This is a genomic window from Variovorax sp. PvP013 (assembly GCF_050435945.1).
GTDB lineage: Bacteria > Pseudomonadota > Gammaproteobacteria > Burkholderiales > Burkholderiaceae_C > Variovorax.
In genome coordinates this window covers 68566-95174 of record NZ_JBNDLF010000009.1, presented here as the reverse complement: position 1 = coordinate 95174, position 26609 = coordinate 68566, and the positions used below count along the sequence as shown (strand labels likewise).

Genomic DNA, 26609 nt, shown 5'->3' with positions numbered 1-26609 from the left:
ACTGTGCAACCCCAGGGAAACTCCTCACCATGAAACGCTGGCTCCTCTCGCTCCTCACCGCTTTCTCCCTGGTCTCGCTGACCGGCTGCGGCTACAACGACTTCCAGCGTCTCGACGAGAGTAGCAAGTCGGCCTGGAGCGAGGTGCTCAACCAGTACCAGCGCCGCGCCGACCTGGTGCCCAACATCGTGGCCACGGTCAAGGGCGAGGCCGCCTTCGAGCAGGACACGCTGACCCGCGTGGTTGAGGCGCGCGCCAAGGCGACGTCGATCCAGGTCACGCCCGAGACGCTCAACAACCCCGAGGCCTTCGCCAAGTTCCAGCAGGCCCAGGGCGAGCTCTCGAGCGCGCTGTCGCGGCTGCTGGTGGTGTCCGAGCGCTACCCGAACCTGCAGGCCAACCAGGGCTTCCGCGACCTGCGTGTGACGCTCGAGGGCACTGAGAACCGCATCACCGTGGCGCGCAACCGCTACATCCAGACGGTGCAGGAGTACAACGTGCTCGCCCGCAGCTTCCCGACCAACCTGACCGCGAAGGTCTTCGGCTACCCGGCCAAGTCCAACTTCAGCGTGCAGAACGAAGCGCAGATCTCGACGCCGCCGGCGGTCGACTTCAACAAGAAATGACCGCCTCCTCCTGCTCGCGCGGACCGGACGCGGCCGACCGGGCCGTTTCGCCATGAATGCCCCGTGGCGGCCGCGCGGCATCGCCGCCCGGCTGGCGATGTGGCTGTTCATGGGTCTGGCCTGGCTGGCGTTCAGCGCGCAGGCCCAGGGCCTGCTGCCCGTGCCGCCCCTGAGCGCCCGCGTGATCGACACCACCGGCACGCTCGACGCCGCGCGGCGCCAGGCGCTGGAGGCCAAGCTGGCCGCCTTCGAGCAGAAGAAGGGCAGCCAGATCGTCGTGCTGATGGTGCCCACGACCCAGCCCGAGGACATCGAGGGCTATGCCAACCGCGTCGCCAACGAATGGAAGATCGGGCGCAGGGCGGTGGGCGACGGCGTGCTGGTGATCGTCGCCAAGGACGACCGGCGCATGCGCATCGAGGTCGCCAAGACGCTCGAGGGCGCGGTGCCCGACCTGGCGGCGGCGCGCATCGTCGACGACGTCATGAAGCCGCGCTTCCGCGAGAACGACTTCGCCGGCGGGCTCGACGGCGCGGCCGACCAGCTGATCGCGCGCATCGATGGCGAGGCGCTGCCGGTGGTCGAGGCGCCGCGCCCGACGCGGGGCGCCCAGGGCGGCTTCGGTTTCGACTGGGAGAGCCTGGCGATCTTCCTGTTCTTCGGCGTGCTGGTGGGCGCGCCCGTCGCGCGCCGCATCTTCGGCGCCAAGCTGGCACCGGTGGTGATGGGGGTGGGTGCCGGCGCGATCGCCATGGCGGTCACGGCGACGCTGCTGATCGCCGTGCTGGCGGGCGTGGTGGCGCTGGTGGTGACCCTGCTGGGGGGACTGGGCGGCTTCGGAGGCGGGGGTGGTGGCGGTCGCGGCGGCCGGGGCGGTGGCTTCGGCGGCGGGCTGGGCGGTGGCCTGGGCGGCGCGCTCGGTGGCGGCTTCGGCGGCGGTGGCTGGCGGGGCGGCTCGTCGGGCGGCGGCGGCGGAGGATTCAGCTCCGGCGGCGGCGGGAATTTCGGCGGCGGCGGCGCCTCGGGAGGGTGGTAGCGATGCAGGATCGATCCGGATTGTTCGCCCGCCTCGCGCGCCTGTGGCGCCATCGCTGGACCGACGAGGCGGCGGTGCGCCGCGTGCTGAGCGACGACGCGCTGGAGCGGCTCGGACGCCGCGTCGGCGCCAGCGAGCGGCGCCACCACGGCGAGGTCCGCATCTGCGTGGAGGCCGCATTGCCGTCGAGCTACCTGTGGCGCGGCGCTCCGGTGCGCGAACGGGCGCTGTCGATGTTCGGCAAGCTGCGCGTCTGGGACACCGAGCACAACAACGGCGTGCTGGTCTACCTGCTGCTGGCCGAACACGCCATCGAGATCGTGGCCGACCGCGGCATCGACCGCCACGTCGACGCCGCCGAATGGGCCGCGATGGCCGCGCGCATGGCGTCGGCCTTCAGGGAAGGGCGCTTCGAGGACGGGCTGACCCAGGCGCTGGAGGAGGTGTCGGCCCTGCTGGTGGCGCACTTCCCGCGCGCCGAGGGCGAGCCCGAGCGCAACGAACTGCCCGACGCGCCCGTGGTCGTCTAGGCCTGAGCGGGCGGGGGCGGGGCACAGGGTCCGAGGGGCGGGAACGCGGCACGGCGCCGGAGCGTTTCACGGGCCTGTCACGCGGTGCCGGGACACTGCGCGTCCCACGTCCGCGCTCCTGTCCGGGGCCGCCGTCGTCCCTCGCTTTTCCTTCGCTCTCCCGTCCATGACAACTTCCTTCGGCGCCCCGTCGCGCCCCGGCGGCGTCCGCGCCCGCTCGTTCCTCGCGCTGTGCGCCGGCACCCTCGTCCTCGCCGGTTGCGGCGGATCGTCCGACGACGCGGCACCCGCCGCCGCCACGCCGGCGGCACCGGCGGGCACCTCCGTCGCCACGACCTCCGCCGGCACGTCCATCACGACCGCGACCACCAGCGGCCGGGTGGTGGGCAGCTACTTCGTCAATGCCCGGGTCTGCCTGGACATCGACGCCAACGCCCGCTGCGACGCCGGCGAGACCGCCACGCGCACCGACGCGCAGGGCCGCTTCACCCTGCAGGGCACCGGCGCGCCGCTGGTCGCGGAGATCGGCACCGACGCGCTGGAGCTTGACGCCGACACCCGCGCCAGCCGCGCGGTGACGCAGCGCCTGGTGCTGCGCGCGCCGAAGGAGGCGCCGGGCGTCGTCGGCTTCCACTCGACCTCGGTGGCGCAGGAGATGGAGGCCGGCGGCCTCGCCTTCGACGCCGCGCTGCGCAAGGTCGCGATCGCGGTCGGCGTGCCGGCGGCGAAGCTGCTGGGCGACTTCAACACCGAGGCCGACGCCACCGCCAAAGCCGCGCTGAAGGCCGCTTCCGACGACGGCCTGCAGCGCATCCGTACCGTCCTGGCCGCCGTGGACGGCGGCGCCGACGTGCGCGCGCTGCTCGCCGCCGCCGCGCTGACCGACCGCCACTACCAGACCAAGGCGCCCTACCGCGCGCAGCAGGACCCCGCCACCTACGAGGCGGCGCCGGCCGGCTTCGCGCCGGTCTTCACCCAGCTGGTGGCGCGTCACGGCTCGCGCGGGCTCTCCAGCCTCAAGTACGACCTGGCGATCCACAACCTGTGGAAGAAGGCGCAGGACGAAGGCGCGCTCACGCCGCTGGGCGCGCGCCTCGGCCCCGACGTGCTGAAGCTGATGAAGGCCAACTTCCTGCTGGGCTACGGCGTGCCCGGCATCTCGACGCCGGGCTACGGCAACGAGACCCAGGTCGGCATCGCCGAGCACACGCAGCTCGCCGCGCGCCTGCTGCAGCGCCTGCCGGCGTACTGGCAGGGCGTGGCGGCCACCGCCGGCAGCGCGCCGCGCCGGATCGTGACGGTGACCTCGGGCGTCGACCGCGCGGTCGACAGCGGCAGCTTCTTCGTGCAGTCGCTCCAGCGCGCGCAGCCCGCGCTGGCGCCGCTGGTGGTCCAGCCCGCCGCGCCCGGGCCGTACCCGGACACCGGCGCGGCGGTGGCGCAGCCGGCGGGCACCAACCGCTTCCTGCTGTACTTCCACAAGCTGGTGAAGGCGACCGACGGAGTGACCAAGGCCGGCGATCCGCTCCTGGTCACCTACCAGGACAGCCAGGCCTACCAGGCCTACAAGGCCGCCGACGCCGACGTGCTGGCCAGGCAGGGCGGTCTCACGCTCACCCCCGAGGCCACGGCCGCCGGCCGCGTGCTTCTCGAGCGGCTGTTCACCCCCGCCTTCGTCGACAAGGTGGCCGACGGCACCTACGCCTTCGCCAACACCGGCACGCTCTCCTTCGCCAGCGACGACGGCCGGTTCGCGCCCACCCTGAGCGGCGACGGCAAGACCACCATCAAGGGGTTGGGCGATGCGGGCTCGCTGCTCTACGAGCTCTACGCGATCGCGCCGGCCCTGCGGGCCGAGGCGGGCGTCGACTTCACGCCCTACGTGCCGGCGGCGCAGGCGCGCTTCTTCGCCGCGCTCAACGACGGCTCGGACTTCTACGACAAGGGCCCGGGCATGACGGAGAAGGGCGACGTCACCTCCCGCATGGCGCAGGTGCTGGTCGACGACCTGTTCGGCGAGGTCGACGCCATCGCGCGCGGCGACCTCTCGCACGCGGCCAAGCTGCGCTTCGCGCATGCCGAGATCCTGATGCCCTTCGCCGTGCGCATGGGCCTCAAGGGCGTGACGCAGCAGGTGCCCCGCGCCGCCGCCTTCGGCTACGACGGCAATCCCTGGCGCGGCGAGTACGTCTCGCCGATGGCGGCCAACATGCAGTGGGACGTCTACCGCGACGGCAGCGGCCGGCTGCTGGTGAAGATGCTCTACAACGAGAAGGAGACCGACTTCAAGGCCGCCTGCGACGGCGCCCGGGCGGCGGGCACACGCTCCTTCTACGACTACGCGGCCCTCAAGACCTGCTACGGGCACGTAGCGAAGTAGACGACGGCCGGGCCGCCGGACTCACCTTCTCAGCCCGGCGGCAACCGCCAGACCGCGTCGCCGCCCACGGCGTGGAAGCGCCGCCCGCCGCCCGGCGGCACGTGCCAGCCGCCGGTGAACTCGCCGAAGGCCGGCAGGATGGCTTGGTCGCCGTCCTGCACGAAGCACGGCAGCCGCAACCGGTCGCGGCCCGGGCCGTTCAGGCTGCACACCGGATGCACGTGGCCGGCCAGCACGAACAGGCCCGGGCGCGTCTGCGGATGGTGGCAGCAGGCGAAGGGGCCGATGCGGTGCGGCTCGTCGACCACCTCGATGTCCAGCGACGCCGGCGGGTCGCCCGCGCGGTCGTCGTGGTTGCCGCGCACCAGCGTCAGGGCCAGCGCCGCGTGGCGCGCCCGCCAGGCGTCCAGCGCCGCCAGCACCTGCGGCGTGCGCGCCTGCGCGGCGTGCAGGAAGTCGCCCAGGAAGACGATGCCCGCGGGCGCGTGGCGCGCGATCAGGGCGTCCAGGCGCGCCAGGTTCTCCTGCGTGGTGCCGCCCGGCACGGGCTGGCCGAGCGCGCGGTACGTCGCGGCCTTGCCGATGTGCAGGTCGGCCACGAACAGCAGGCCGTGCGCGGGCCACCACAGGGCGCGCTCGGGCAGCAGCTCGACGGCCTCGCCGGCCCATTCGGCGCGGCAGGCGCGCGGGGCCGCCACGATGCGGTCGGAGGCGGGGGAGAGGGTCGGCGACGGCGGCACTAGACGATCGAGAAATGCTCGGTGCCCGCGCACAGGTCCTTGGAGCGCGCGCGGCGGCTGTTGAGCTTGACCTGCAGGCGCAGGTCGTTGGCGGAGTCGGCGTTGCGGATCGCCTCGTCGAGCGAGATCGACTCGGCCTCGAACAGGTCGAACAGCGCCTGGTCGAAGGTCTGCATGCCCAGGTTGCGGCTCTTCTTCATGATCTCCTTGATCTCGCCGACCTCGGCCTTCATGACCAGGTCGGAGATCAGCGGCGTGTTGAGCAGCACCTCGTACGCCGCCACCCGGCCCAGGCCGTCCTCGGTGGGGATCAGGCGCTGCGAGACCATCGAGCGCAGGTTGAGCGACAGGTCCATCAGCAGCTGCGTGCGGCGTTCCTCGGGGAAGAAGTTGATGATGCGGTCGAGCGCCTGGTTGGCGCTGTTGGCGTGCAGCGTGGCCATGCACAGGTGGCCGGTCTCGGCGAAGGCGACGGCGTGCTCCATGGTCTCGCGGTCGCGGATCTCGCCCATCAGGATCACGTCGGGCGCCTGGCGCAGCGTGTTCTTCAGCGCCGCCTCCCAGCTGTCGGTGTCGATGCCGACCTCGCGCTGGGTCACCACGCAGTTCTTGTGCGGGTGCACGAACTCGATCGGGTCCTCGACCGTCACGATGTGGCCGTAGGAGTTCTGGTTGCGCCAGTCGACCATCGCCGCCAGCGTGGTCGACTTGCCCGAGCCGGTGGCGCCGGCCAGGATCACCAGACCGCGCTTGGTCATCGCGACGTCCTTCAACACCTGCGGCATGCCCATGTCGTCGACCGTCGGGATGGTGCCCGGGATGGTCCGCAGCACCATGCCCACGCGGCCCTGCTGCACGAAGGCGTTGACGCGGAAGCGCCCGATGCCCGTGGGCGAGATGGCGAAGTTGCACTCCTTGGTGCGCTCGAACTCGGCCATCTGGCGGTCGTTCATGATCGCCCGCGTCAGGGCCAGCGTGTGGTTGGCCCCCAGCGACTGCGCCGACACCTTCACGATGCGGCCGTCGACCTTGATCGCCGGCGGGAAGTCGGCGGTGATGAACATGTCGCTGCCCTTGCGGCTCACCATGAGGCGCAGCAGGTCGTTGATGAACTGGCTGGCTTGATCGCGTTCCATGCGGGTCTCCGGGGGTGTCGGGGCAGGGGGTGGTGGGGTGGGCGGGACTTCAGCCGGGGAAGTTTTCCGGCGTCTTGGCCTTGCCGCGCGCCTCGGCCGCGGTGATCAGGCCGCGGCGCACGAGGTCGGCGAGGTTCTGGTCGAGCGTCTGCATGCCCTGGCCCTGGCCGGTCTGGATCGTCGAGTACATCTGCGCGACCTTGCCCTCGCGGATCAGGTTGCGGATGGCGGCGGTGCCCAGCATGATCTCGTGCGCCGCCACGCGGCCCTGGCCGTCCTTGGTCTTGCACAGCGTCTGGGAGATCACGGCCTGCAGCGATTCGGACAGCATGGCCCGGATCATGTCCTTTTCCTCGCCCGGGAACACGTCGATGATCCGGTCGATGGTCTTGGCGGCCGAGGAGGTGTGCAGGGTGCCGAAGACCAGGTGGCCGGTCTCGGCCGCCGTCATGGCCAGGCGGATGGTCTCCAGGTCGCGCATCTCGCCCACCAGGATGGCGTCGGGGTCCTCGCGCAGGGCCGAGCGCAGCGCGGCGGCGAAGGACAGCGTCATCGGCCCGACCTCGCGCTGGTTGATGAGGCACTTCTTGGATTCGTGGACGAACTCGATCGGGTCCTCCACCGTCAGGATGTGGCCGTACTCGGTCTCGTTGAGGTAGTTGACCATCGCCGCCAGCGTGGTCGACTTGCCCGAGCCGGTCGGCCCGGTCACCAGCACCAGCCCGCGCGGGCGCAGGGCGAGGTCGGCGAAGATGCGCGGCGCGCCGAGCTGCTCCAGCGTCAGGATCTTCGAGGGGATGGTGCGGAACACCGCCGCCGCGCCGCGTCCCTGGTTGAAGGCGTTGACGCGGAAGCGCGCCAGGCCGTCGATCTCGAAGGAGAAGTCGACCTCCAGGAATTCCTCGTAATGCTTGCGGTGGGTGTCGCTCATGATGTCGTACACCATGGCGTGCACCTGCTTGTGGTCCAGCGGCTCCACGTTGATGCGCCGGACGTCGCCGTGGACCCGGATCATCGGCGGCAGGCCGGCTGACAGGTGCAGGTCGGAGGCCTTGTTCTTCACGCTGAAAGCCAGCAGCTGGGTGATGTCCACGAGATTCCTTGTGACGTTTTGATACGAGTTGACAGATTATGACGATGATTGCCGATCACCTCCACCAAGTGCGCGCTCGCATCGCCACGGCGACCCGTCGGGCCGGCCGGCCCGACGACAGCGTGCGCCTGCTGGCAGTGTCCAAGACTTTCGACGCCCCGGCGGTGCGCGCGGCTTTCGAAGCCGGCCTCGGGGCCTTCGGCGAGAACTACGTGCAGGAGGGCGTGGCCAAGATCGAGGCGCTGGCCGACCTGCGCGAGCGCATCGAGTGGCACTGCATCGGCCCGCTGCAGAGCAACAAGACGCGCCCCGTGGCCGAGCATTTCGACTGGGTCCACGGCATCGACCGCCTCAAGATCGCCCAGCGGCTGTCCGAGCAGCGCCCGGCGCACCTGCCGCCCCTGCAGGTGTGCCTGCAGGTCGACGTCGACGGCGGGGCCAATAAGTCGGGCGTCGGCGTGGCGGAGGCGCCGGCGCTGGCGCGCGCGGTGGCGGCGCTGCCCCGGCTCGTGCTGCGCGGGATCATGGCGATCCCCGAGCCGGCGCCGGACTTCGAGGCCCAGCGCGCGCTCTTCCTGCGCGCGACGGCGGTGTACGAGTCGCTGCGCGCCGAGGGGCTCGCGCTCGACACGCTGTCGATGGGCATGAGCGCCGACCTGGAGGCGGCCATCGCGGCGGGCAGCACGATGGTGCGCGTGGGCACGGCGCTCTTCGGCGGCCGGCCGCCCAGATCGGACGTTGCCGCGAGCGCATAACCTGCGCCGCGGCGCGCATGACGGGTGGCGCCGGTCGGCGCCCGGGACTATCGTCGGTCCCACCACCAACACGGGAACACCGTCATGAGCGAGAAGCTGTCCTTCGTCCACCCCACCGCCGACAGCCCCTGGGGCACCTACCTGTCGCAGGTCGACCGGGTGATCCCCTACCTGGGCAACCTGGCGCGCTGGGCCGAGACCCTCAAGCGCCCCAAGCGCGCGCTGATCGTCGACGTGCCCATCGAGATGGACGACGGCCGCATCGCCCACTACGAGGGCTACCGCGTGCAGCACAACCTCTCGCGCGGTCCCGGCAAGGGCGGCGTGCGCTTCCACCCGGACGTGACGCTGGAGGAGGTGATGGCGCTGTCGGCCTGGATGACCGTCAAGTGCGCGGCGGTGAACCTGCCCTACGGCGGCGCCAAGGGCGGCATCCGCGTCGACCCCAAGCAGCTCTCGCAGAAGGAGCTGGAGAAGATCACGCGCCGCTACACCAGCGAGATCGGCATCATCATCGGCCCGCAGCAGGACATCCCGGCGCCCGACGTCAACACCAACGGCCAGATCATGGCCTGGATGATGGACACCTACTCGATGAACGTCGGCGGCACCGCCACCGGCGTCGTCACCGGCAAGCCGCTGCACCTGGGCGGCTCGCTCGGGCGCGTGAAGGCCACCGGGCGCGGCGTGTTCGTCACCGGCCGCGAGGCGGCGCGCCGCCTGGGGCTCGACCTGCGCGGCGCGCGGGTGGCAGTGCAGGGCTTCGGCAACGTCGGCTCGGTGGCGGCCGAGCTGTTCGCCGAGGCGGGTGCGAAGATCGTCGCCGTGCAGGACCACACCGGCACCATCGTCAACGAGAACGGCCTGAACCTGGAGACCCTGATCCCGCTGTCGCGCACCGACGGCGTGGTCGGCTTCAGCGACGGCGAGGTGATCGACAACGAGGACTTCTGGGACGTCGCCTGCGACATCCTGATCCCGGCCGCGCTCGAGGGCCAGCTCACCGCCGAGCGTGCCCGGCGCACGACGGCGCGCCTGGTGCTCGAGGGCGCCAACGGCCCGACCGTGCCCACGGCCGACGACATCCTCGCCGAGCGCGGCGTGCTGGTGGTGCCCGACGTGATCTGCAACGCCGGCGGCGTGACGGTGAGCTACTTCGAATGGGTGCAGGACTTCTCGTCCTTCTTCTGGGACGAGGACGAGATCAACGTGCGGCTCGACCGCATCATGATGAACGCCCTCAACCAGATCTGGGACACCGCCGACAAGCACAGGATCAGCCTGCGCACGGCCACCTACGCGGTCGCCTGCGAACGCATCCTGACGGCGCGGGCCGAGCGCGGCCTCTACCCCTGAGGCGCCGGGTCCCTTCCGGCACCGGAAGGGACGGGCGGCCGGTGGGGACGGCACGGGCGGCACGTCGTGCATGGGAACATTGGCGCGGCGGCCGGCTCTGCAGAGAGGTCCGGATTCCGCCGGGCCTTCCCAACGTCGCACCTGGACCGCATTCACCGTCGATGGCTTTCCTCCTTCCCCTTCGCCCTTCTCTCGTTCCCTCGCGCGCGATCCGCTCGCCGATGCCGCGGCGCGGGGCCGCCGTCGCCATCGCCGCCGCCCTCGTCCTGGCCGGCTGCGGCGCCACGGCCAAGCGCGTGAACTACGACCCGGAGGAGTTCGACTCCACCACCACCCACGCGCGCAGCTACCCGGCCACCGAGGCGCAGACCTGCGAGGCCGCGCGCCGGGCGCTGCTCAGCCAGGGCTACCTCATCAGCGCGGCCAACGCCGACCTCGTGACCGGGCGCAAGAGCTTCCAGCCCACGCCCGAAGTCCACGTCGAGGTCGAGTTCCGCGTGGTCTGCGCGCACGAGGGCGCCTCAGACGGCACGGCGAAGTCGGCATCGGGCGCGCGCGGCAAGGGCGTGGCACCGCGTTCGATCGCCTTCGTCACCGCCCTGCAGGACCGCTACGGCATCAAGAAGACCAACAACTCGGCCACGCTGGGCGTCGGCGTGCTGGGCTCGGTGTCGCTGCCGTTCTCCTCGAGCGACGACGCGATGGTCAAGCTGGCGAGCGAAACATTGACCGACGAGCGCTTCTACGACCGCTTCTTCGCGCTGCTCGACCGCTTCCTGGTGCGCGGCGCCGGCGTCGGCACCGACGCGGTCGAGGCCGTCGAGCCGCAGCGCGAGGCGCCGGTGGTGGCGCCGGCCTCGGGCCTGGCGGTGACGGCGCCCGTCGCGGCGCCCGTCGAGCCCGTGACCCGGCCGCTCGAGACCTCGGCGGCCTCGCCTTCGGCCCCGTCGTCATCGGAGGGCGCCGGCCCGATCGCCACGCCGGCCGTGCCCGCCGCGCCGGTCGCGCCCACCGGCCCCGTGGCGCCGTAGGCCGTCGGCGAGGGATCAGGTGTCCTGGCGCTCGACGCCCTGGAGCGCGTCGCTGAGCTCGTCGATGCCGAAGGGCTTCTGCAGCCAGAACGTGCCGGGCATCGGTTCGGCGGGGCGCGGCCGGCCGGTGGCGAAGATCACGCGCAGCTTGCGCCGGGCCTGCAGGATCTCCACCAGGTCGATGCCCGAGAGGGCGGGCAGGCCGATGTCGGTCATGAGCACGTCGAAGGCGCCGTCGATGAAGCGGTCGCGCGCCACCTCGGCGCTCTTGACGCCGGCGGCCCAGTGGCCGAGGACCTGCAGCATGTCCACCGTGGCGGCGAGCACGGCCGGATCGTCCTCGACGACCAGCACGCGCAGCGCCTGGGCCGAGGAGTCCTCGTGTTCTTCCGGAAGGGGGAGGGTCGTGGTTGCCATGGTCCGGAATCTACTCGCCATGGACGGGGTGCGTTGTCCGCCCGGTCAACTCCGGGCGTAGGAAGCGCCCCTTCACCGCTGCAGCGTCGACTTGCCCAGCATGCTCTCGATCAGCTCCACCGCCACCTCGCCGGTGCGGTTGCGCACGTCGAGCGCCGGGTTGACCTCCACCACGTCGAGCGAGCGCAGCCGCCCGGTGTCGGCGATCATCTCCATGCATAGCTGCATCTCGCGGTAGGTCGGCCCGCCGCGCACGCCGGTGCCCACGCCGGGGGCGTCGGCCGGGTCGAGGCAGTCGACGTCGAAGCTCACGTGCAGGTGGGTGTCCTCGTCGATGTCCTGCAGGGCCTCGGTCAGGGTGTTGCGCATGCCGTGCTCGTCGATGTGGCGCATGTCGAAGACCGTTAGGCCGAGCCGGCGGATGGCCAGCTTCTCCTCGGCGTCGACGCTGCGGATGCCGATGAAGCGGATGTCCTCGGGCGCCAGCGCGGCGCGCGGGCCGCTCCAGCCGGTGAGCGCGGCCGGGCCGTGGCCCAGCAGGCAGGCCACCGGCATGCCGTGCAGGTTGCCGCTGGGGCTGGTGGTCTCGGTGTTGACGTCGGTGTGGGCGTCGAGCCAGAGCACGCGCAGCTTCTGGCCGCGCTGGCGCGCGTGCCAGGCCACCGCGCTGATCGAGCCCACGGCCAGGCAGTGGTCGCCGCCCATCATGACCGGCAGATGCCCGGCGCCCAGCGCGGCGTCGACCGCGTCGTACACCGCGCGGTTCCAGGCCACGGTCTCCTCGAGGTGGCGCAGGCCGGCGGCCGGCTTGGCCCACGGCGTGGCCGGACCGGCGAGGTTGCCCGCGTCGACGACGCCGAAACCCAGCCGGGCCAGGGTGCCGGCGATGTCGGCCACGCGCAGCGCGTCGGGGCCCATGCCGGCGCCGCGCACGCTGGCGCCGATGTCGGTCGGCGCGCCGATGAGTTCGAGGGTGGCGGGCATCGCGGTCACGGCGGGCGGGGGCGAGGGCGGTGTCGTCATGCGGCGAGCCTAACAGCCGGTCGCGACACGGCGGGTCGGATCGGCGCCCGCGTCGAGCCTCAGAACAGCCGGAAGACCAGCGGCATCAGCAATGCCGCCAGCACCACCTGCAGGCCCAGCGCCAGACCGGCGTAGGCGCCGGCGTCGGCGTTCACGTGCAGGGCGCGCGCCGCGCCGATGCCGTGCGCGGCCGTGCCCAGCGCGAAACCGCGCGCGGCCCAGCCCCCGGGCGTGGTGCCGATGCGCAGCAGGTCGAACAGGTACTTGCCCGACAGCGCGCCGACCATGCCGGTGAGCACCGCGAACACGGCCGACAGTGCCGGGATGCCGCCGATCTTCTCGGCGATGCCCATCGCCACCGGCGCCGTCACCGACTTGGGCGCGAGCGACAGCACCACGTCGTGCGGCAGCCCGAGCGCCCAGGCCAGCCCCAATGCCGAGAGCGACGCCGCCGCCCCGCCCAGCAGCGAGGCCAGCAGCACCCGCCCCAGGCGCCGGCGCAGTTCCGCGCGGCGCAGCCACAGCGGCCAGGCCAGCGCCACCACCGCCGGCCCGAGCAGGAAGTGGATGAACTGCGCTCCGGCGAAGTAGGTCGGGTAGTCGACGCCGGTGGCCAGCAGCCCGCCCGCGATGGCGATCACCGACCACATCACCGGATTGGCCCACGGCGCGTTGCCCAGCCGCGCGTAGAGCGCCTGCGCGACGATGTAGACCACCAAGGTCGCCGTCAGGCCGAACAGCGGCGTGGCGGAGAGGTAGACCCAGAGTTCGACGAAGCGCGGCATGGGGTCAGGCGCCGTCGTCGGAGCCGGCGCGGCCGCGTGCCGTGCCGTAGAGCACCAGCGCCGTCACGCCCAGCCCGATCCAGGTCGACAGCACGATCACCAGCAGCATGCGGCCGCCGTACCGGCCCAGCAGCGTCAGGTGCGTCATCACGCCCACGCCCACCGGGATGAACAGCAGCGACAGGTGCGCGAGCAGAAACTGCGCGCATTCGCCCACCGGGTCGCGCACGACCGGAAAGCGCAGCGCCACCAGCAGCAGCACCAGCCCCAGCACCGGCCCGGGCAGCGGCAACGAGAAGCCGCGCGAGAGCAGCTCGCCGATCGACTGGAAGATCAACAGCCAGGCCAGCCCGCGCAGTCCCTTCATCGCCTGCGTCGCCGGTTCAGAAGCGCGGGAGGTCGGCGAAGGGCTGCGGCGCGCCGGCGCGGAAGACCTGCCGGCCGTATTCGGCGCAGCGCTGCAGGGTCGGGATCACCTTGCCGGGGTTGAGCATCCCGGCCGGATCGAAGGCGCGCTTGACGCCGAACATCAGCTCGTTCTCGGCCGCCGTGAACTGCACGCACATGCTGTTGAGCTTCTCCACGCCCACGCCGTGCTCGCCCGAGACGGTGCCGCCCATCGCGACGCTGGTCTCCAGGATGTCGGCGCCGAAGAGTTCGCAGCGATGCAGCTCGTCGGGGTCGTTGGCGTCGAACAGCACCAGCGGGTGCAGGTTGCCGTCGCCGGCGTGGAAGACGTTGCAGCAGCGCAGGTCGTACTTGATCTCCATCTGCTGGATGGCCAGCAGGATGTCGGCCAGGCGCTTCCGGGGGATGGTTGAGTCCAGGCACATGTAGTCGGGGCTGATGCGGCCCGAGGCGGGAAACGCGTTCTTGCGCCCGCTCCAGAACTTCAGGCGCTCGTCCTCGTTCCGGCTGACCGCGATGGCGGTGGCGCCGCAGCCGCGCAGCACGGCGGTCATGCGGCCGATCTCCTCCTCGACCTCCTCGGGCGTGCCGTCGGATTCGCACAGCAGGATGGCCGCGGCGGTGAGGTCGTAGCCGGCGCGCACGAAGTCTTCGACGGCGGCCGTCATGGGCTTGTCCATCATCTCCAGGCCGGCCGGAATGATGCCCGCGGCGATCACGGCGGCGACCGCGTCGCCGGCCTTCCGCACGTCGTCGAAGCTGGCCATGATGCAGCGCGCGAGCTGCGGCTTGGGCACCAGCTTGACCGTGACCTCCAGCGTGACGGCCAGCATGCCCTCGCTGCCCACCACCAGCGCCAGCAGGTCGAGCCCGGGGCCGTCGAGCGCCTCGCCGCCGAACTCGATCGGCTCGCCCTCGGCCGTGAAGCCGCGCACGCGCATCACGTTGTGCAGCGTCAGGCCGTACTTCAGGCAGTGCACGCCGCCGGAGTTCTCCGCCACGTTGCCGCCGATGGTGCAGGCGATCTGGCTCGACGGGTCGGGCGCGTAGTAGAGGTTGAAGGGCGCCGCCGCCTCGCTGATGGCGAGGTTGCGCACGCCGCACTGGACCACCGCCGTGCGGCTGACGGGGTCGACCTTTAGGATCTTGTTGAACTTGGCCAGCGACATGGTCACGCCCGTCGGGTCGGGCATCGCGCCGCCGGAGAGGCCCGTGCCGGCACCGCGCGCCACCACCGGCACGCCCAGGCCGTGGCAGGTCGCCAGCACGGCGGCGACCTGCGCCTCGGTCTCGGGCAGGGCGACCACCAGCGGCCGCGCGCGGTAGGCCGTGAGGCCGTCGCACTCGTAGGGCGTGGTGTCCTCCTCGTGCCAGATCAGCGCATGCGCGGGCAGGTGCGATCGCAAGGCGGCGACGATCTGCGACTGGCGTTCGGAGCGCTGCAGCAGCGCGTACTGATCGGGCAGGGCGGGGGCGTTCATGGTGGACGCACTTTAAGCCCCGGCGCGCCGCTCCGCCATCGGTGGTGTTATTTGAAGATCACCGTCTTGTGGCCGTTCATCAGCACGCGGCGTTCGCTGTGCCACTTGACGGCGCGGGCGAGCACCTGGCTCTCGGTGTCGCGGCCGCGGGCGGTGAGGTCCTCGACCGTGTCGGTGTGGTCGGCGCGCGCCACGTCCTGCTCGATGATCGGGCCCTCGTCGAGGTCGGCCGTCACGTAGTGCGCCGTGGCGCCGATCAGCTTCACGCCGCGGTCGTGCGCCTGATAGTAGGGCTTGGCGCCCTTGAAGCTGGGCAGGAACGAATGGTGGATGTTGATGGCGCGGCCGGCCAGCTTCGCGCACAGGTCGTTGCTCAGCACCTGCATGTAACGCGCCAGCACGACCAGCTCGGCACCCTCGGCCTCGACGATCTCCAGCTGCCTGGCCTCGGCCTGGGGCTTGGTCTGCGCCGTCACCGGGATGTGGTGGAAGGGCACGTTGTAGCTGGCGGCGAGCTGGTAGAAGTCGCGGTGGTTCGACACGATGGCGCGCACGTCGATGGCCAGCAGGCCGCTCTTCCAGCGGAACAGCAGGTCGTTCAGGCAATGGCCGTCGCGGCTCACCAGGATCACCGTCTTCATCGGCTGGGCGGCGTCGTGCAGCTTCCAGTCCATGCCGAAGGTGCGGCCGAGCTCGGCCATCTGGGCGCTCAGCTGCGCGTGGTCGTGGGCGTCGCAGGCGAAGCGCACGCGCATGAAGAACAGGCCGGTGCCGTGGTCGTTGTACTGCGCGGCCTCCTCGATGTTGCCGCCGCGTTCGAGCAGGAAGCCCGAGACGGCGTGCACGATGCCGGTGCGGTCGGGGCAGGAGAGGGTCAGGATGTAGGCGGATGTCATGGCGCGGCCGATTGTCGCGGATGCCAGAATGACCGTTCGCCCGACCTTCCCGACCCCATCATCCGCAGAGGAACGCCGCCATGGCCCACGACTTTAACCTGGACAACCAGTGGTTGCCCTTCACGCCCAACCGCGCCTTCCGCAAGGACCCGCGCGTCTTCGTCGCCGCCGACGGCATGGAGTTCACCACCCACGACGGCCGCACGGTCGTCGACGGCATCTCGTCCCTGTGGTGCGTGGGCGCGGGCCACAACCGGCGCTCGATCAACGACGCGATCAAGACCCAGCTCGACACGCTCGACTACGCCACCGCCTTCCAGGTCAGCAACGACCGCGCCTTCGAGGCCGCCGCGCGCATCGCCGCGCTGGCGCCGGGCGACCTCAACAAGGTGCTGTTCTGCAACTCCGGCAGCGAGGCCGCGGACACCTCGCTGAAGGTGGCGCTGGCCTACCACCGCGCGCGCGGCGAGGGCCACCGCAACGTCTTCATCGGCCGCGAGCGCGGCTACCACGGCGTGGGCTTCGGCGGCATGTCGGTGGGGGGCATCCCGGGCAACCGCAAGGCCTTCGGCTCGGCCTTCCTGCCGCGCGTGGACCACATGCGTTTCATCCACGATCCGGTGAATCACGCCTACATCCACAACCGGGAGCCGGTCTGGGCCGAGGACCCGCTGGTCGAGCTGGAGAGCCGCATCCTGCCGCTGCACGACCCGAGCAACGTGGCCGCGATCATCGTCGAGCCCATCGCCGGCTCGGCCGGCTGGTACCTGCCGCCGCAGGGCTATCTCCAGCGCCTGCGCGAGATCTGCGACAAGCACGGCATCCTGCTGATCTTCGACGAGGTCATCACCGGCTTCGGCCGCATGGGCACCAACTTCGCCGCCGACTTCTACGGCGTCGTGCCCGACATGCTGAACTTCGCCAAGTGCGTGACCAACGGCGTGATCCCGCTGGGCGGCGTGATCTGCCGCGACAAGCTCTACGACGCGATGATGAAGACCGACGCGCCCGAGCACGTGGTGGAGTTCTTCCACGGCTACACCTACTCGGGCCATCCGGTGGCGTGCGCGGCGGCCGTCGCCACGCTCGACCTGTTCGAGAAGGAACAGCTGTTCGCCCGTGCCGGCGAGATGGGCCCGGTGCTGGGCGACGCCTTCCACGGCGCCCTCACCGGCCTGCCCAACGTCATCGGCATCCGCAGCCTGGGCCTGGCGGCGGCGGTGGAGCTGGCGCCGATTCCCGGGGCACCGGGCAAGCGCGCCTACGACATCTTCGTGGACTGCTTCCATCGCGGCGCCCTGGTGCGCCCGGCCGGCGACGTGATCGTCCTCGCGCCGCCCTACATCGTCGAGAAGTCGCACATCGACACGCTGGTGGGCACGCTGGCCGACGCCATCCGGAAGTTCGCCTGATCCCGGATTCCGAGACGCGGCGCCGTCAGCCCGGCCGCCGGACCCCGGCGCAGTAGTCCTTCGCCGGCAGCGGCGGGGTCCGCCAGGTGGCGTCGTGGCGGTCCGTCGACGCGGCGGCGCCTTCGTCGCCGGCCGCCGCGGCGAGCAGGCGCAGGCTGCGCACCGTGACGTCGACTGGCAGGTGCTGCGGCACGCCCTGGCGCCGGTCGACGTGCGCGGCGCCGGCGATCAGCAGCACCGTGCGGCCGGGGCGGCGTGCCTTGGCGGCGGCCTGCGCCATGGCGCGGTCGCGCGCGACCTGGATGCGCGTCATGGGCACGATCCGCGCCTCCGGCAGCAGACCGCAGTGGCCGTCGCGCACGGCGTCCTGCTGGGCGCGGAGCGCGGCATCGGGCAGCTGCGCGTCGAGCGAGACGTCGGCCATGGCGTCCTTCATGCGCGAGCGCGGCAGGTTGGCGCCGACGACCGGCACGCCCGCGCGGACGGCGGCCATCACGGTCGCCGCGTAGTCGCTCCAGGGCCAGGCGGCCTCGTCCCAGCGCAGCGCGACGCGCACCTGCGCCTCGGTCGCGGCGGGCGGGAGTCCGGCGGTGTCATGGCCTTCCTCCGCCATCTCGACGGCCAGGGCGGCGAGCCGCGAGCGCGCGACCAACGACTCGACGGCGGCGAGTTCGAGCCCGTGGTGCTGCGGCGCGTCGTGCTGCTCGCCGATCAGCAGGATGTCGGTGGGCAGCAGGGCCGGCAGGCTGCGTGCGAACTGCGCGACGTCGCCCGTACCGTCGAAGGCGGATGGCGCGGGACCGGAAGAAGCGCAACCGCCCAGCGCGATCGCCAGGGCGAGGAGCCGACCGGCTCCGGCCGGACGCGCGACGGACCGCACCGGGCGACGGTCAGTGGACCCGCACCGGGTTCTGGGCCAACTCGGCATAACCCTCGAGCGTGTCCTCGACCTCTTCCTGCGTCGGTGTGTTGAGCTGCCAGGCGACGATCTGCTGCTGGAACAGTTCGGCCCAGGAGCCGTCGAGGTAGACCTCCTTGCCGGAGCGCTTGTCCACGATCTCGAAGCCGTGGCGCGCGAGCACCGGCAGGTGCGGCGCGATCGGCGCTTCGCCCTCGGTGGGCTGCACATGCACGACGACGTACGAATCGGAGTCGTAGAGCATGTTCATGGCGGGACCGGTGAGGATGTCGATGGCGTTCATGACGATGTAGGTGGCTGTCGATGCGCCGGTTTCAAGGCGCCGTGCCATCGCGCAATGGATATCGCGCAGGAAACGACACAGATTCACCGTGCGCCTCAGCGCGCGAGGGCGCTTGGCGGCGCTTCGCGCAACTGCATGTCGGCGAAGTCGCCGTTGGGCTGTGTCAACTTGATCCGTACCGGCAGGTGGCCCAGGGCCGGGGCCAGCCAGAGCTCGACGGTGTCGTCGAAGGGCTGGCGGGCGTTGCGCGTCAGCCGGCGCGCCGCGATCTCGCCCATCGGCAGGACCAGCGTCTCCTCGGGACCGACCTTGAAGAGCCAGATGTCGGCGTCGCGCGATCCCACGGTCTGCACGGCGATGGCGCCGTCCTGCGGATAGCGCGCCGGGTCGCCCGCGAGCAGGGCGCCGAGCTGCAGCATCACGCTCAGGCGATCCTGCGCGCCGGGCAGCAGTGCGACGCTCGGCGCGTTGTTGCTGAACACCACCTCGCCGCGATCGCGCACGAAGTGCGAGGCCATTTCGGTCTTGCGGGTGTCGGAGAAGCGCAGCGGCTCGATGCCCGTCGGCCCGATGACGCCGCTGCTGTGCTGCGTGCGCAGGGTCTTGAACAGGAAGCGCAGCGTGAGGTGGGCGTCGTAGGCGCCGCCCTCCTGCGTCCACGCGAGTTCGCCGAACACCCCCTGCAGCGGCACCGCGCCCTGCTGGCCGGTGACCGCGAACTTCAGGCGCACGGAGGCCGGCACGCGCAGCGGCACGGTCTCCGGTGTCGGCCCGGACGAGGCGGCGGGCGCGGCGGGCGGCGGCGGGCCCGAGGCGGGCGTGCCTGTGGGTGCCGCGAGGGCCGGCGCGGGCGCTGTCGTCGTTGCCGGGGTCGCCGACGCATCGACCGGGACGTCCGATGCGCTCGGTGGCATGGCGGCGTCCGGCGCGATCGGGGCGGCATCGTCCGGCGATGTCGCTCCAGGCACGGGAGCGGCCGCGATCACGGCGACCGGCGCGTCGGGCGACGGTGTGGCCTCGGGGGCCGGGGCGGACGACGCGGGTATGGCGACGGACGGCGTGGGAGGCGGCGCTGGGGCCGGTGCGGCCGGCGCGGGCGTCCGGACCCGGGGCGGTGGTGTCGGCGCCTTGCGCGCCGGCTCGCGCGACGGCGCAGCGGCGGCCGGACGCGGCACTTCGGCCACGGGCGCCGCTGCCGGCACCGCATCCGGTGCGGGTGGCGCCTCGATCGTCCGCACGACGAAGCGCGCGGTCACCGGCGACGGTGCCGTGCCACCGTTGAGCGGCACCGCGCCGAGCAGCACCAGGTGCGCGGCGCCCACCGCCGCCGTCAGCGCCGCGAGCGCCCCCCACGAGGCCCGCCGCCGCGCACGCTCCGATGTCGCGGCGGACGCCGGGTCGACGGGCGGGTCCAAGTCGGAAGGGGGTGGGGCGGTCGGTGGCATGGGCGGTTCGACGAGGGACGCGGTCATGGCGATCGATCTCGCTACACTGCCGCCCGTTCCCCGGCGCTGCCAGTTTAGTCAGCGGCGCTCCGCCACCCGGGTCGGCTTCGACGACATCGCCTGGCCCGACACGGTCCGTCCGGCCCGGTCGCCGCCTCCCGCTTCCCTTTCCCATCCCGCATGAAACTCGCCACCCTCCAGGACGGCTCGCGCGACGGCCAGCTGGTCGTCGTCTCGCGCGACCTCGCCACCGCGCACTACGCCACCGGCATCGCCCACCGGTTGCAGCAGGTGCTCGACGACTGGGGCTTCATGGCCCCGCAGCTCCAGGACCTGGCCGACCGGCTCGACGCCGGCCGCGCGCGCCACGCCTTCGCCTTCGATCCCGCGCAGTGCCTGGCGCCGCTGCCACGCGCCTTCGAGCGGGTCGACGGCCGCGCCTGGCCGTCGCCCGGCGACGTCACAGGCGCCGTGGACGGTGCCGTGCCGATGCTGCATGCCCGCGCCGGCGAACTGCTCGGCCCGTGCCATCCGATCGAGGTCGCGAGCGAGGCCATGGGCATCGATTTCGGCGCCGGGCTCGCGGTCGTCACCGGCGACGTGCGGCGCGGCGCGACGCCCGCCCAGGCGCTCGAGGGCGTCCGTCTCGTCCTGCTGGTCAACGACCTCCGCCTGCATCGCGTGCTGGCCGCCGGGAGCGACCGGGGCGCGGCGCTGCAACTGCAGGGCCGTCCGGCCACGGCCTTCGGCCCGGTCGCCGTCACGCCCGACGAACTGGGCGGCGCCTGGCGCGACGGCCGCGCGCACCTGACGCTGCAGACGGTCTGGAACGGCCGCAAGGTCGGCCAGTGCGACACCGGCGAGGACATGCGCCGGCACTTCGGCGAACTCGTCGCGCAGCTGGCGGCGACGCGTCCCGTGCGCGCGGGCACGCTGGTGGGCGGCGGCACGGTCGGCCACCCCGGCGTCGTGCGCAAGGACGGCCGCACCGACTGGCCGCGCGGCCACGCCGGCATCGCCGAGCGCCGCGCCGCCGAGACCCTGCGCGACGGCCGGCCGACGACCGAATTCATGCGCTTCGGCGACACCGTCCGCATCGAGGCGAAGGGGCCGGACGGGCGCTCGGTGTTCGGGGCGATCGAGCAGGAGGTGGTGGGCACGGACGCGGCGCCCGGCCCGGGCCAGGTGCCGCTGCCGGAGGCCTGACGGGCGGGGCCGTCAGCGCCCCAGGTCGATCACGAGCGACTTGACCCCCCGGATCATCATCTCCACCGACACCGCCACCAGGATCAGCCCCATCAGGCGCTCCAGCGCCAGCACCACGCGGTCGCCGATCACGCGCTGGATGCGGTCGGCGAGCACCAGCACCAGGGCGCAGACGGCCATCGTCACGCTCAGGGCGGCGATCCATTCGAGGCGGCGCTCGGGGGCCTGCGAGACCAGCAGCATCACGGTCGCCAATGCCGACGGGCCGGCCAGCGCGGGGATCGCCAGCGGCACGATCAATGGCTCGCGCTCGTCGTCGTTCTGATAGGCCGCGCGGTTCGGGAAGATCATCCGCAGCGCGATCAGGAACAGCACCACCGCGCCGGCGATCTGCAGCGACAGCCCCGAGAGCCCCATCACGCGCAGGAAGCGGTCGCCCACGAACATGAAGGCCAGCAGCAGGCCGAAGGCGATCGACACCTCGCGCAGGATCACCCGCGCGCGCCGCTCGGGCGCCACGTGGCGCAGGGCGTTGGCGAAGATCGGGATGTTGCCCAGCGGATCGCAGATGAGCAGCAGCAGGATGGTCGCCGAGGCGAAGGTGTAGGTCACGGCGGGAAAGGGAGGAACGGGACGGGGAGGGGAGACGGGCGGGCGGGCGCGCCGCCGCGCCGTGTCGCTCAGTCCTGCTTCGCGTAGGCGGCGTCGAAGGAGCGCAGGCCCTTGACCTCGATCGGGTTGCCGAACGGGTCGAGGAAGAACATCGTCCACTGCTCGCCGGGACGGCCCTCGAAGCGCACCTGCGGCGCCAGCAGGAACTCGGTGCCGGCCGCGCGCAGGCGCTCGGCCAGGGCCTGCCAGTCGGGCAGTTCGAGCACCACGCCGAAGTGCGGCATCGGCACCATGACGTCGTCCACGCGGCCGGTGCGCGCGGTCGGGAAGGGCTCTCCCAGGTGCAGCGAGATCTGGTGGCCGAAGAAGTCGAAGTCGACCCAGGTGTCGGTGCTGCGCCCTTCGGCGCAGCCGAGCGTGCCGCCGTAGAAGCGGCGGGCGACGTCGAGGTCGGGGACGTGGATGGCGAGGTGGAAGAGGCTGTGCATGGCGCCGGATTATCTGCCTCGCCGGCAGGGGCGCCGCATCCTCGGCGCGGCGATCCCTGGAGTAAGCTGGCGACACAATTCCGATGGAGATATGCCCATGAGCGACGCCACCCCCGCCTTCGACTTCAGCCAGTTCGTGCCTGGCTTCGATTTCCTGAAGAACCTCGCGGCCGGCGCCGCCGCGCCGGGCCAGGGCGCGGGTCCGGTGTCCGGCCTGCCGAGCCTGTCGAACTGGGTGGCGCCGACGCTCAGCGTCGAGGAGGTCGACAAGCGCATCCAGGAACTCAAGACCGTGCAGTACTGGCTCGAGCAGAACGGCCACGCGCTCAAGGCCACCATCCAGGCGCTGGAGGTGCAGAAGATGACGCTGTCCACGCTGCGCGGGATGAACGTGCGCATGGAGGACCTGGCCAACGCCTTCACGCGCAATGCCAACGCGGCCACCGCCGCCGTGATGCCGTCGGCGCCGACGCCGCCGGTCGCGCCGCCGCCCGAGGCGCCCGCACCCGCGCCCGCGACGCCCATGACGTCGTTCTTCAACCGCATGGCCGAGGCCATGCAGCCGCCCGCCGCCGAGGCCGAGGAGGAGGCGCCCGAGCCCGAACCCGCCGAGCCCGTCGTCGATGCTCGCGCGGCCCCGGCCGGCGACCGCGCCGACGGTGCGCCGTCCGAGGAATCGCGCGGCGCGCAGGACGCCGCAGCAGGCGCGATGGCCGGCGTGATCGATCCGCTGCAGTGGTGGGGTTCGCTCACGCAGCAGTTCCAGCAGATCGCCGAGTCCGCCATGAGGGACGCGGCCCAGATCCAGATGCCGGCCATGCCGCAGATGCCGAGCGCTCCCGGCCCGGCGAAGACCCCGAGAGCCGCGAAGTCCGGCGGGTCGACGGGGACCGCCAAGACGGCGAAGGCCGCGGCGTCCGCAAGCCCGTCCCCGGCCGCGAAGAAGACCGCCTCCGCGAGCGGTGCGGGCACTTCGCGCGCCAAGGCGGCCCCGGCATCGGCGAGCGCCCGATCCGCGAGCCCCGCGGCCAAGACGGCACCACGCAAGTCCGCCGCCGCGCCCGCGTCCGGGCGCCGGTCGCGCGGCTGACCCGGGGCCGATACGCCGGACGCCGCATCCGCCGCCCGGCCGATCCCTTCCTTCCACCGCCTCCCTCGCCCTCCACGGACCCGCCCGCGCATGAAGCTTTTCCCCACCGGCCACGCCACCCATCCGCAATGGCGCATGGCCGCCGGCCTCGTCCTCGCGCAGCTGCGCGCGCAGATGGCGCTGGCCGACTACGCCCACGCGCCCACGCTGGGCCTGCTCTACATCACCGACCACTACGCCGCCGACGCGCAGGAGATCCTCGACCACCTGGGCGCCGAGCTGCCCGAGATCACCGACTGGTCGGGCACCGTCGGCGTCGGCGTGGCGGCCAACAACGCCGAGTACTTCGACGAGCCGGCCCTGACCCTGATGCTGTGCGCGCTGCCGAGCGACCAGTACCGCGTGTTCTCCGGCGTCGCGCCGCTGGGCAATTCCGAGATGACGGGCTTCGAGTCGCACACCGCGCTGGTCCACGCCGACCCGGCCACGCCCGAGCTGGCCGAGCTGGTCGGCGAGATGGCCGCGCGCACCGACACCGGCTACCTGTTCGGCGGCCTGTCCTCCAGCCGGGGCCGGACGTTGCAGTTCGCCGTCGGCGGCAACGGCAACATCCGCGGCCACGGCGCGGCCGGCGGGGTGTTCTCCGGCGGCCTGTCGGGCGTGGTCTTCGGCGAGGGGGTGCGGCTGGTCTCGCGCGTCACGCAGGGCTGCCAGCCGGTCTCGCGCGAGCGCACCATCACCGAGGCCGACGGCAACCTGCTGCTCGGGCTCGACGGCGAACCCGCGCTCGACGTGCTGCTGGCCGACCTGGGCGTCAGCCTCGACGAGCCGCAGCAGGCGGTCGACGCCGTGCGCGCGACGCTGGTGGGCCTGGTCGACGCCGGCAGCGACGGCATCCGCCGCACGGGCGACCTGGGCGCCGACGTGCTGGTGCGCCACATCATCGGCCTGGACCCGAACCGCCACGGCGTGGCTATCGCCAACGTCGCGGAGGCCGGCATGCGCCTGAGCTTCGTGCGCCGCAGCGCGCAGGCCGCGCGCGCCGACCTGATGCGCATCTGCGCCGAGATCCGCGAGGAACTCGAGCCCGAGGAGCAGACCCTGGCGACGGCGCGCGCCGTCGCCGCCGGCGAGGCCGAGGCGGCGCCCCACCCGGCGCGGCGCATCGCCGGCGCGGTCTACGTGAGCTGCTCCGGGCGCGGCGGGCCGCATTTCGGCGCGCCCAACGCCGAGATGCAGATCGTGCGCCACGCCCTGGGCGACGTGCCGCTGGTGGGCTTCTTCGCCGCCGGCGAGATCGCGCGCCACCACATTTATGGCTACACGGGCGTTCTGACGGTGTTCGTCGGCGATTGAGGCGTTCCGGCGACCGGCAGAATCCAGCGGCCGTCGGCGCCGCTGCCGGCGCTTCCCCTCCGCCTTCCCCGCTCCGGAACGACATTGCCATGATGCCGCCCGACTCCTCCCGCCTGGCTTCCGCCGACCGTTCCGAACGCGTGCCTTCCCATGCGGCGCCGGGCCTCTCGGCGTCCGTCGACCCCGTGCCGCACGCCGGCCAGTTCGCGCTCCTGCGCGAGCGGCGCTTCGCCCCGTTCTTCTGGACCCAGTTCGCCGGCGCGGCCAACGACAACCTGTTCAAGTTCGCCTTCACCGTGATGGTGACCTACCAGCTCCGGCTGTCCTGGATGCCGCCGGCGATGGCGGGGCTGGCCATCGGTGCCGTGTTCATCCTGCCGTTCTTGCTGTTCTCGGCCACCGCCGGCCAGCTCGCCGACAAGCACGACAAGACCCGCCTGATGCGGCGCGTGAAGGACCTGGAGATCGCCGTGATGGCCCTGGCCGCCTGGGGCTTCCTGCGCGCCGACGCGGCCGTGCTGCTGGGCTGCGTGTTCCTGATGGGGCTGCACTCGACATTGTTCGGCCCGGTCAAGTTCGCCTACCTGCCGCAGGTGCTCGACGCGCGCGAACTCACCGGCGGCAACGGCATGGTGGAGATGGGCACCTTCGTCGCCATCCTGCTCGGCCAGGTCGCCGGCGGCCTGCTGGTGGCGCTGCCGCAGATCGGCCACGGCGCCGTGGCGGCGGCCTGCGTGCTGCTGGCGCTGGCCGGCCGCGCGGTGGCGCAACGCATCCCGCGATCGACGGCGACCGATCCCGGGCTGGTGGTCAACTGGAATCCGTTCGTCGAGACCTGGCGCAACCTGGCGCTCGCGCGGCGCAACGTGGTGGTGTTCCGCTCTCTGCTGGGCATCTCCTGGATGTGGTTCTTCGGCGCCGTCTTCCTCGCCCAGTTCCCCAGCTTCGCCAAGGACGTCCTGCACGGCGACGAGCGGGTCGCCTCGCTGCTGCTGGTGCTGTTCTCGGTGGGCATCGGCACCGGCGCCCTGCTGTGCGAGGTCCTGGGCCGCAGGCAGGTGGAGATCGGCCTGGTGCCGCTGGGCGCCATCGGCATGAGCGTGTTCGCCATCGACCTCTACTTCGCCGCGCGCGGCCTGCCGCCGCACGGCACCTTCGGCCTGCTCGACTTCGTCGCCCGGCCGGCGCATTGGCGCGTGATGGCCGACCTGTCGCTGCTGTCGCTGTTCGCCGGGCTCTACAGCGTGCCGATGTACGCGCTGATCCAGCTGCGCAGCCCGCCGACGCACCGCGCGCGCGTCATCGCGGCCAACAACATCCTCAACGCGCTGTTCATGATCGCCAGCGCGCTCATCGCCGGCGCGCTGCTCGCGGCGGGCTTCGGCATCACGCAGGTGTTCCTGTTCACCGGCATCGCCAACGCGGCGGTGGCGCTCTACATCTTCCTGCTGGTGCCGGAATACCTGCTGCGCTTCGTCTCGTGGGTGGCCTCGCGCGGGGTCTACCGCTTCCGCATCCGCGGCGCTCAGCACATCCCGGCCGAGGGCCCGGCGGTGCTGGTGTGCAACCACGTGAGTTTCGTCGACGCCGTGCTGCTGATGGCGGCGAGCCCGCGGCCGATCCGCTTCGTCATGGACCACCGCATCTTCAACGTGCCGGTGCTGGGCGCACTGTTCCGGCTGGCCAAGGCCATCCCGGTGGCCTCCCGGCACGAGGACGCCGCGGCCTACGAGCGCGCCTTCGTCCAGGCCGCCCAGGTGCTGCGCGCGGGCGATCTGCTGGCCATCTTCCCCGAGGGCGCCATCACCTCCGACGGCACGCTGCAGCCTTTCAAGGGCGGCGTGATGAAGATCCTGGCCGCGGCGCGCGCCGACGGCCTGGACGTGCCGGTGGTGCCGATGGCGCTCACCGACCTGTGGGGCTCGTATTTCAGCCGCATCGAGGTGCGCGACGGCCGGCACGTCGCCATGGCCCGGCCGTTCCGGCGCGGCCTCTTCAACCGCGTCGGGCTCCACGTCGGTGCGCCCGTGCGCGCCCAGGACGTGCGGCCGGAATCGCTGCGCGATCGCGTGAGCCGCCTGCTCGCGACATGACGGAAAAGGACG

The 26609-nt window shown here is 72.2% G+C and carries 26 protein-coding genes; 12 read left to right on the top strand and 14 right to left on the bottom strand.

Features of this window, described 5'->3' with window-relative positions:
• Positions 1 to 29 precede the first annotated feature (29 nt).
• The 4 genes from ABID77_RS19045 to ABID77_RS19030 all read left to right on the top strand — a co-directional run bounded on the left by ABID77_RS19045 (position 30) and on the right by ABID77_RS19030 (position 4572).
• Positions 30 to 626: a LemA family protein gene (locus tag ABID77_RS19045; RefSeq protein ID WP_429599164.1), complete on the top strand. Its 597-nt coding sequence runs from the start codon at positions 30 to 32 to the stop codon at positions 624 to 626.
• A 52-nt stretch (positions 627 to 678) separates the two neighbouring features.
• Positions 679 to 1662: a TPM domain-containing protein gene (locus ABID77_RS19040; RefSeq protein ID WP_429599160.1), complete on the top strand. Its 984-nt coding sequence runs from the start codon at positions 679 to 681 to the stop codon at positions 1660 to 1662.
• 2 nt (positions 1663 to 1664) lie between these two features.
• Positions 1665 to 2192, top strand: coding sequence for a TPM domain-containing protein (locus ABID77_RS19035; RefSeq protein ID WP_429599158.1), 528 nt, complete (start codon positions 1665 to 1667; stop codon positions 2190 to 2192).
• Positions 2193 to 2358: 166 nt separating this feature from the next.
• Positions 2359 to 4572, top strand: a complete 2214-nt coding sequence (locus ABID77_RS19030; protein WP_429599155.1) for a hypothetical protein — start codon at positions 2359 to 2361, stop codon at positions 4570 to 4572.
• A 29-nt stretch (positions 4573 to 4601) separates the two neighbouring features.
• Here the strand turns inward: ABID77_RS19030 and pdeM are convergent, their stop codons facing one another.
• From pdeM to ABID77_RS19015, 3 genes are read right to left on the bottom strand one after another with little or no spacing between them, the layout of a single operon-like run.
• A complete protein-coding gene (gene pdeM / locus ABID77_RS19025) occupies positions 4602 to 5273 on the bottom strand; it encodes a ligase-associated DNA damage response endonuclease PdeM (RefSeq protein WP_429599301.1) in 672 nt (223 codons plus the stop codon).
• Positions 5274 to 5311: 38 nt separating this feature from the next.
• Entirely contained in the window at positions 5312 to 6448 is a 1137-nt protein-coding gene (locus ABID77_RS19020) for a PilT/PilU family type 4a pilus ATPase (RefSeq protein ID WP_429599152.1), read from the bottom strand.
• Positions 6449 to 6497: 49 nt separating this feature from the next.
• Entirely contained in the window at positions 6498 to 7541 is a 1044-nt protein-coding gene (locus tag ABID77_RS19015) for a type IV pilus twitching motility protein PilT (protein ID WP_429599149.1), read from the bottom strand.
• Positions 7542 to 7579: 38 nt separating this feature from the next.
• Between ABID77_RS19015 and ABID77_RS19010 the strand changes: the two genes are divergently transcribed.
• From ABID77_RS19010 to ABID77_RS19000, 3 genes are all read left to right on the top strand, one after another.
• On the top strand, positions 7580 to 8296 hold the full coding sequence (locus ABID77_RS19010; RefSeq protein ID WP_429599146.1) for a YggS family pyridoxal phosphate-dependent enzyme: 717 nt from the start codon (positions 7580 to 7582) through the stop codon (positions 8294 to 8296).
• Between the two features lie 84 nt (positions 8297 to 8380).
• Entirely contained in the window at positions 8381 to 9652 is a 1272-nt protein-coding gene (locus ABID77_RS19005; RefSeq protein ID WP_429599143.1) for a Glu/Leu/Phe/Val family dehydrogenase, read from the top strand.
• A gap of 161 nt (positions 9653 to 9813) precedes the next feature.
• Positions 9814 to 10683 carry a DUF2242 domain-containing protein gene (locus ABID77_RS19000; protein ID WP_429599141.1) on the top strand — a complete coding sequence of 290 codons (870 nt, stop codon included), beginning with the start codon at positions 9814 to 9816 and terminating at the stop codon, positions 10681 to 10683.
• Positions 10684 to 10698: 15 nt separating this feature from the next.
• Here ABID77_RS19000 and ABID77_RS18995 read toward each other — a convergent pair whose 3' ends face one another.
• The 6 genes from ABID77_RS18995 to purU all read right to left on the bottom strand — a co-directional run bounded on the left by ABID77_RS18995 (position 10699) and on the right by purU (position 15693).
• Positions 10699 to 11100, bottom strand: a complete 402-nt coding sequence (locus ABID77_RS18995) for a response regulator (protein ID WP_429599138.1) — start codon at positions 11098 to 11100, stop codon at positions 10699 to 10701.
• Between the two features lie 72 nt (positions 11101 to 11172).
• Positions 11173 to 12123, bottom strand: a complete 951-nt coding sequence (gene rocF, locus ABID77_RS18990) for an arginase (protein WP_429599135.1) — start codon at positions 12121 to 12123, stop codon at positions 11173 to 11175.
• A gap of 59 nt (positions 12124 to 12182) precedes the next feature.
• Positions 12183 to 12908, bottom strand: a complete 726-nt coding sequence (locus ABID77_RS18985) for an LrgB family protein (RefSeq protein WP_429599133.1) — start codon at positions 12906 to 12908, stop codon at positions 12183 to 12185.
• A gap of 4 nt (positions 12909 to 12912) precedes the next feature.
• Positions 12913 to 13275: a CidA/LrgA family protein gene (locus ABID77_RS18980; RefSeq protein WP_429599130.1), complete on the bottom strand. Its 363-nt coding sequence runs from the start codon at positions 13273 to 13275 to the stop codon at positions 12913 to 12915.
• Between the two features lie 16 nt (positions 13276 to 13291).
• On the bottom strand, positions 13292 to 14797 hold the full coding sequence (locus ABID77_RS18975) for an FAD-linked oxidase C-terminal domain-containing protein (protein ID WP_429599128.1): 1506 nt from the start codon (positions 14795 to 14797) through the stop codon (positions 13292 to 13294).
• 47 nt (positions 14798 to 14844) lie between these two features.
• Complete coding sequence (gene purU / locus ABID77_RS18970; protein ID WP_429599125.1) at positions 14845 to 15693, bottom strand: formyltetrahydrofolate deformylase; 849 nt, start codon at positions 15691 to 15693, stop codon at positions 14845 to 14847.
• An 80-nt stretch (positions 15694 to 15773) separates the two neighbouring features.
• Here purU and ABID77_RS18965 point away from each other — a divergent pair, with 80 nt between their 5' ends.
• The gene (locus ABID77_RS18965; protein ID WP_429599122.1) at positions 15774 to 17105 is read left to right on the top strand and encodes an aminotransferase class III-fold pyridoxal phosphate-dependent enzyme; all 1332 of its coding nucleotides are present in this window, start codon (positions 15774 to 15776) and stop codon (positions 17103 to 17105) included.
• Between the two features lie 25 nt (positions 17106 to 17130).
• Here the strand turns inward: ABID77_RS18965 and ABID77_RS18960 are convergent, their stop codons facing one another.
• The 3 genes from ABID77_RS18960 to ABID77_RS18950 form a co-directional block, all read right to left on the bottom strand.
• Positions 17131 to 17985, bottom strand: a complete 855-nt coding sequence (locus ABID77_RS18960) for a ChaN family lipoprotein (protein WP_429599119.1) — start codon at positions 17983 to 17985, stop codon at positions 17131 to 17133.
• Positions 17986 to 17995: 10 nt separating this feature from the next.
• Entirely contained in the window at positions 17996 to 18274 is a 279-nt protein-coding gene (locus ABID77_RS18955) for a BTH_I0359 family protein (RefSeq protein WP_429599298.1), read from the bottom strand.
• Positions 18275 to 18402: 128 nt separating this feature from the next.
• Positions 18403 to 19722 carry a DUF3108 domain-containing protein gene (locus ABID77_RS18950; RefSeq protein ID WP_429599116.1) on the bottom strand — a complete coding sequence of 440 codons (1320 nt, stop codon included), beginning with the start codon at positions 19720 to 19722 and terminating at the stop codon, positions 18403 to 18405.
• A 210-nt stretch (positions 19723 to 19932) separates the two neighbouring features.
• On the opposite strand from ABID77_RS18950, the gene ABID77_RS18945 reads away from it, so the two are divergent.
• Complete coding sequence (locus tag ABID77_RS18945) at positions 19933 to 20958, top strand: fumarylacetoacetate hydrolase family protein (protein WP_429599113.1); 1026 nt, start codon at positions 19933 to 19935, stop codon at positions 20956 to 20958.
• 12 nt (positions 20959 to 20970) lie between these two features.
• Here ABID77_RS18945 and ABID77_RS18940 read toward each other — a convergent pair whose 3' ends face one another.
• Positions 20971 to 21570, bottom strand: a complete 600-nt coding sequence (locus ABID77_RS18940; RefSeq protein ID WP_429599110.1) for a MarC family protein — start codon at positions 21568 to 21570, stop codon at positions 20971 to 20973.
• A 68-nt stretch (positions 21571 to 21638) separates the two neighbouring features.
• The gene (locus tag ABID77_RS18935; protein ID WP_429599108.1) at positions 21639 to 22058 is read right to left on the bottom strand and encodes a VOC family protein; all 420 of its coding nucleotides are present in this window, start codon (positions 22056 to 22058) and stop codon (positions 21639 to 21641) included.
• A gap of 97 nt (positions 22059 to 22155) precedes the next feature.
• On the opposite strand from ABID77_RS18935, the gene ABID77_RS18930 reads away from it, so the two are divergent.
• The 3 genes from ABID77_RS18930 (at position 22156) to ABID77_RS18920 (ending at position 26597) form a co-directional block, all read left to right on the top strand.
• On the top strand, positions 22156 to 23148 hold the full coding sequence (locus ABID77_RS18930; RefSeq protein ID WP_429599105.1) for a PhaM family polyhydroxyalkanoate granule multifunctional regulatory protein: 993 nt from the start codon (positions 22156 to 22158) through the stop codon (positions 23146 to 23148).
• A gap of 90 nt (positions 23149 to 23238) precedes the next feature.
• Positions 23239 to 24504: an FIST signal transduction protein gene (locus ABID77_RS18925; RefSeq protein WP_429599102.1), complete on the top strand. Its 1266-nt coding sequence runs from the start codon at positions 23239 to 23241 to the stop codon at positions 24502 to 24504.
• A 140-nt stretch (positions 24505 to 24644) separates the two neighbouring features.
• Positions 24645 to 26597 (top strand): MFS transporter, encoded by a 1953-nt coding sequence (locus tag ABID77_RS18920; RefSeq protein WP_429599296.1) that lies wholly within the window; start codon positions 24645 to 24647, stop codon positions 26595 to 26597.
• The last annotated feature ends 12 nt before the right edge of the window (positions 26598 to 26609 follow it).

What these genes read in the sequence shown, in the direction of transcription:
- ABID77_RS19045 (WP_429599164.1), top strand. Translation starts at nt 30, where the DNA reads ATGAAACGCTGGCTCCTCTCGCTCCTCACCGCTTTCTCCCTGGTCTCG.
- ABID77_RS19040 (WP_429599160.1), top strand. Translation starts at nt 679, where the DNA reads ATGAATGCCCCGTGGCGGCCGCGCGGCATCGCCGCCCGGCTGGCGATG.
- ABID77_RS19035 (WP_429599158.1), top strand. Translation starts at nt 1,665, where the DNA reads ATGCAGGATCGATCCGGATTGTTCGCCCGCCTCGCGCGCCTGTGGCGC.
- ABID77_RS19030 (WP_429599155.1), top strand. Translation starts at nt 2,359, where the DNA reads ATGACAACTTCCTTCGGCGCCCCGTCGCGCCCCGGCGGCGTCCGCGCC.
- ABID77_RS19020 (WP_429599152.1), bottom strand. Translation starts at nt 6,448, where the DNA reads ATGGAACGCGATCAAGCCAGCCAGTTCATCAACGACCTGCTGCGCCTC.
- ABID77_RS19010 (WP_429599146.1), top strand. Translation starts at nt 7,580, where the DNA reads ATGACGATGATTGCCGATCACCTCCACCAAGTGCGCGCTCGCATCGCC.
- ABID77_RS19005 (WP_429599143.1), top strand. Translation starts at nt 8,381, where the DNA reads ATGAGCGAGAAGCTGTCCTTCGTCCACCCCACCGCCGACAGCCCCTGG.
- ABID77_RS19000 (WP_429599141.1), top strand. Translation starts at nt 9,814, where the DNA reads ATGGCTTTCCTCCTTCCCCTTCGCCCTTCTCTCGTTCCCTCGCGCGCG.
- ABID77_RS18995 (WP_429599138.1), bottom strand. Translation starts at nt 11,100, where the DNA reads ATGGCAACCACGACCCTCCCCCTTCCGGAAGAACACGAGGACTCCTCG.
- rocF (WP_429599135.1), bottom strand. Translation starts at nt 12,123, where the DNA reads ATGACGACACCGCCCTCGCCCCCGCCCGCCGTGACCGCGATGCCCGCC.
- ABID77_RS18985 (WP_429599133.1), bottom strand. Translation starts at nt 12,908, where the DNA reads ATGCCGCGCTTCGTCGAACTCTGGGTCTACCTCTCCGCCACGCCGCTG.
- ABID77_RS18980 (WP_429599130.1), bottom strand. Translation starts at nt 13,275, where the DNA reads ATGAAGGGACTGCGCGGGCTGGCCTGGCTGTTGATCTTCCAGTCGATC.
- ABID77_RS18975 (WP_429599128.1), bottom strand. Translation starts at nt 14,797, where the DNA reads ATGAACGCCCCCGCCCTGCCCGATCAGTACGCGCTGCTGCAGCGCTCC.
- purU (WP_429599125.1), bottom strand. Translation starts at nt 15,693, where the DNA reads ATGACATCCGCCTACATCCTGACCCTCTCCTGCCCCGACCGCACCGGC.
- ABID77_RS18965 (WP_429599122.1), top strand. Translation starts at nt 15,774, where the DNA reads ATGGCCCACGACTTTAACCTGGACAACCAGTGGTTGCCCTTCACGCCC.
- ABID77_RS18955 (WP_429599298.1), bottom strand. Translation starts at nt 18,274, where the DNA reads ATGAACATGCTCTACGACTCCGATTCGTACGTCGTCGTGCATGTGCAG.
- ABID77_RS18945 (WP_429599113.1), top strand. Translation starts at nt 19,933, where the DNA reads ATGAAACTCGCCACCCTCCAGGACGGCTCGCGCGACGGCCAGCTGGTC.
- ABID77_RS18935 (WP_429599108.1), bottom strand. Translation starts at nt 22,058, where the DNA reads ATGCACAGCCTCTTCCACCTCGCCATCCACGTCCCCGACCTCGACGTC.
- ABID77_RS18930 (WP_429599105.1), top strand. Translation starts at nt 22,156, where the DNA reads ATGAGCGACGCCACCCCCGCCTTCGACTTCAGCCAGTTCGTGCCTGGC.
- ABID77_RS18925 (WP_429599102.1), top strand. Translation starts at nt 23,239, where the DNA reads ATGAAGCTTTTCCCCACCGGCCACGCCACCCATCCGCAATGGCGCATG.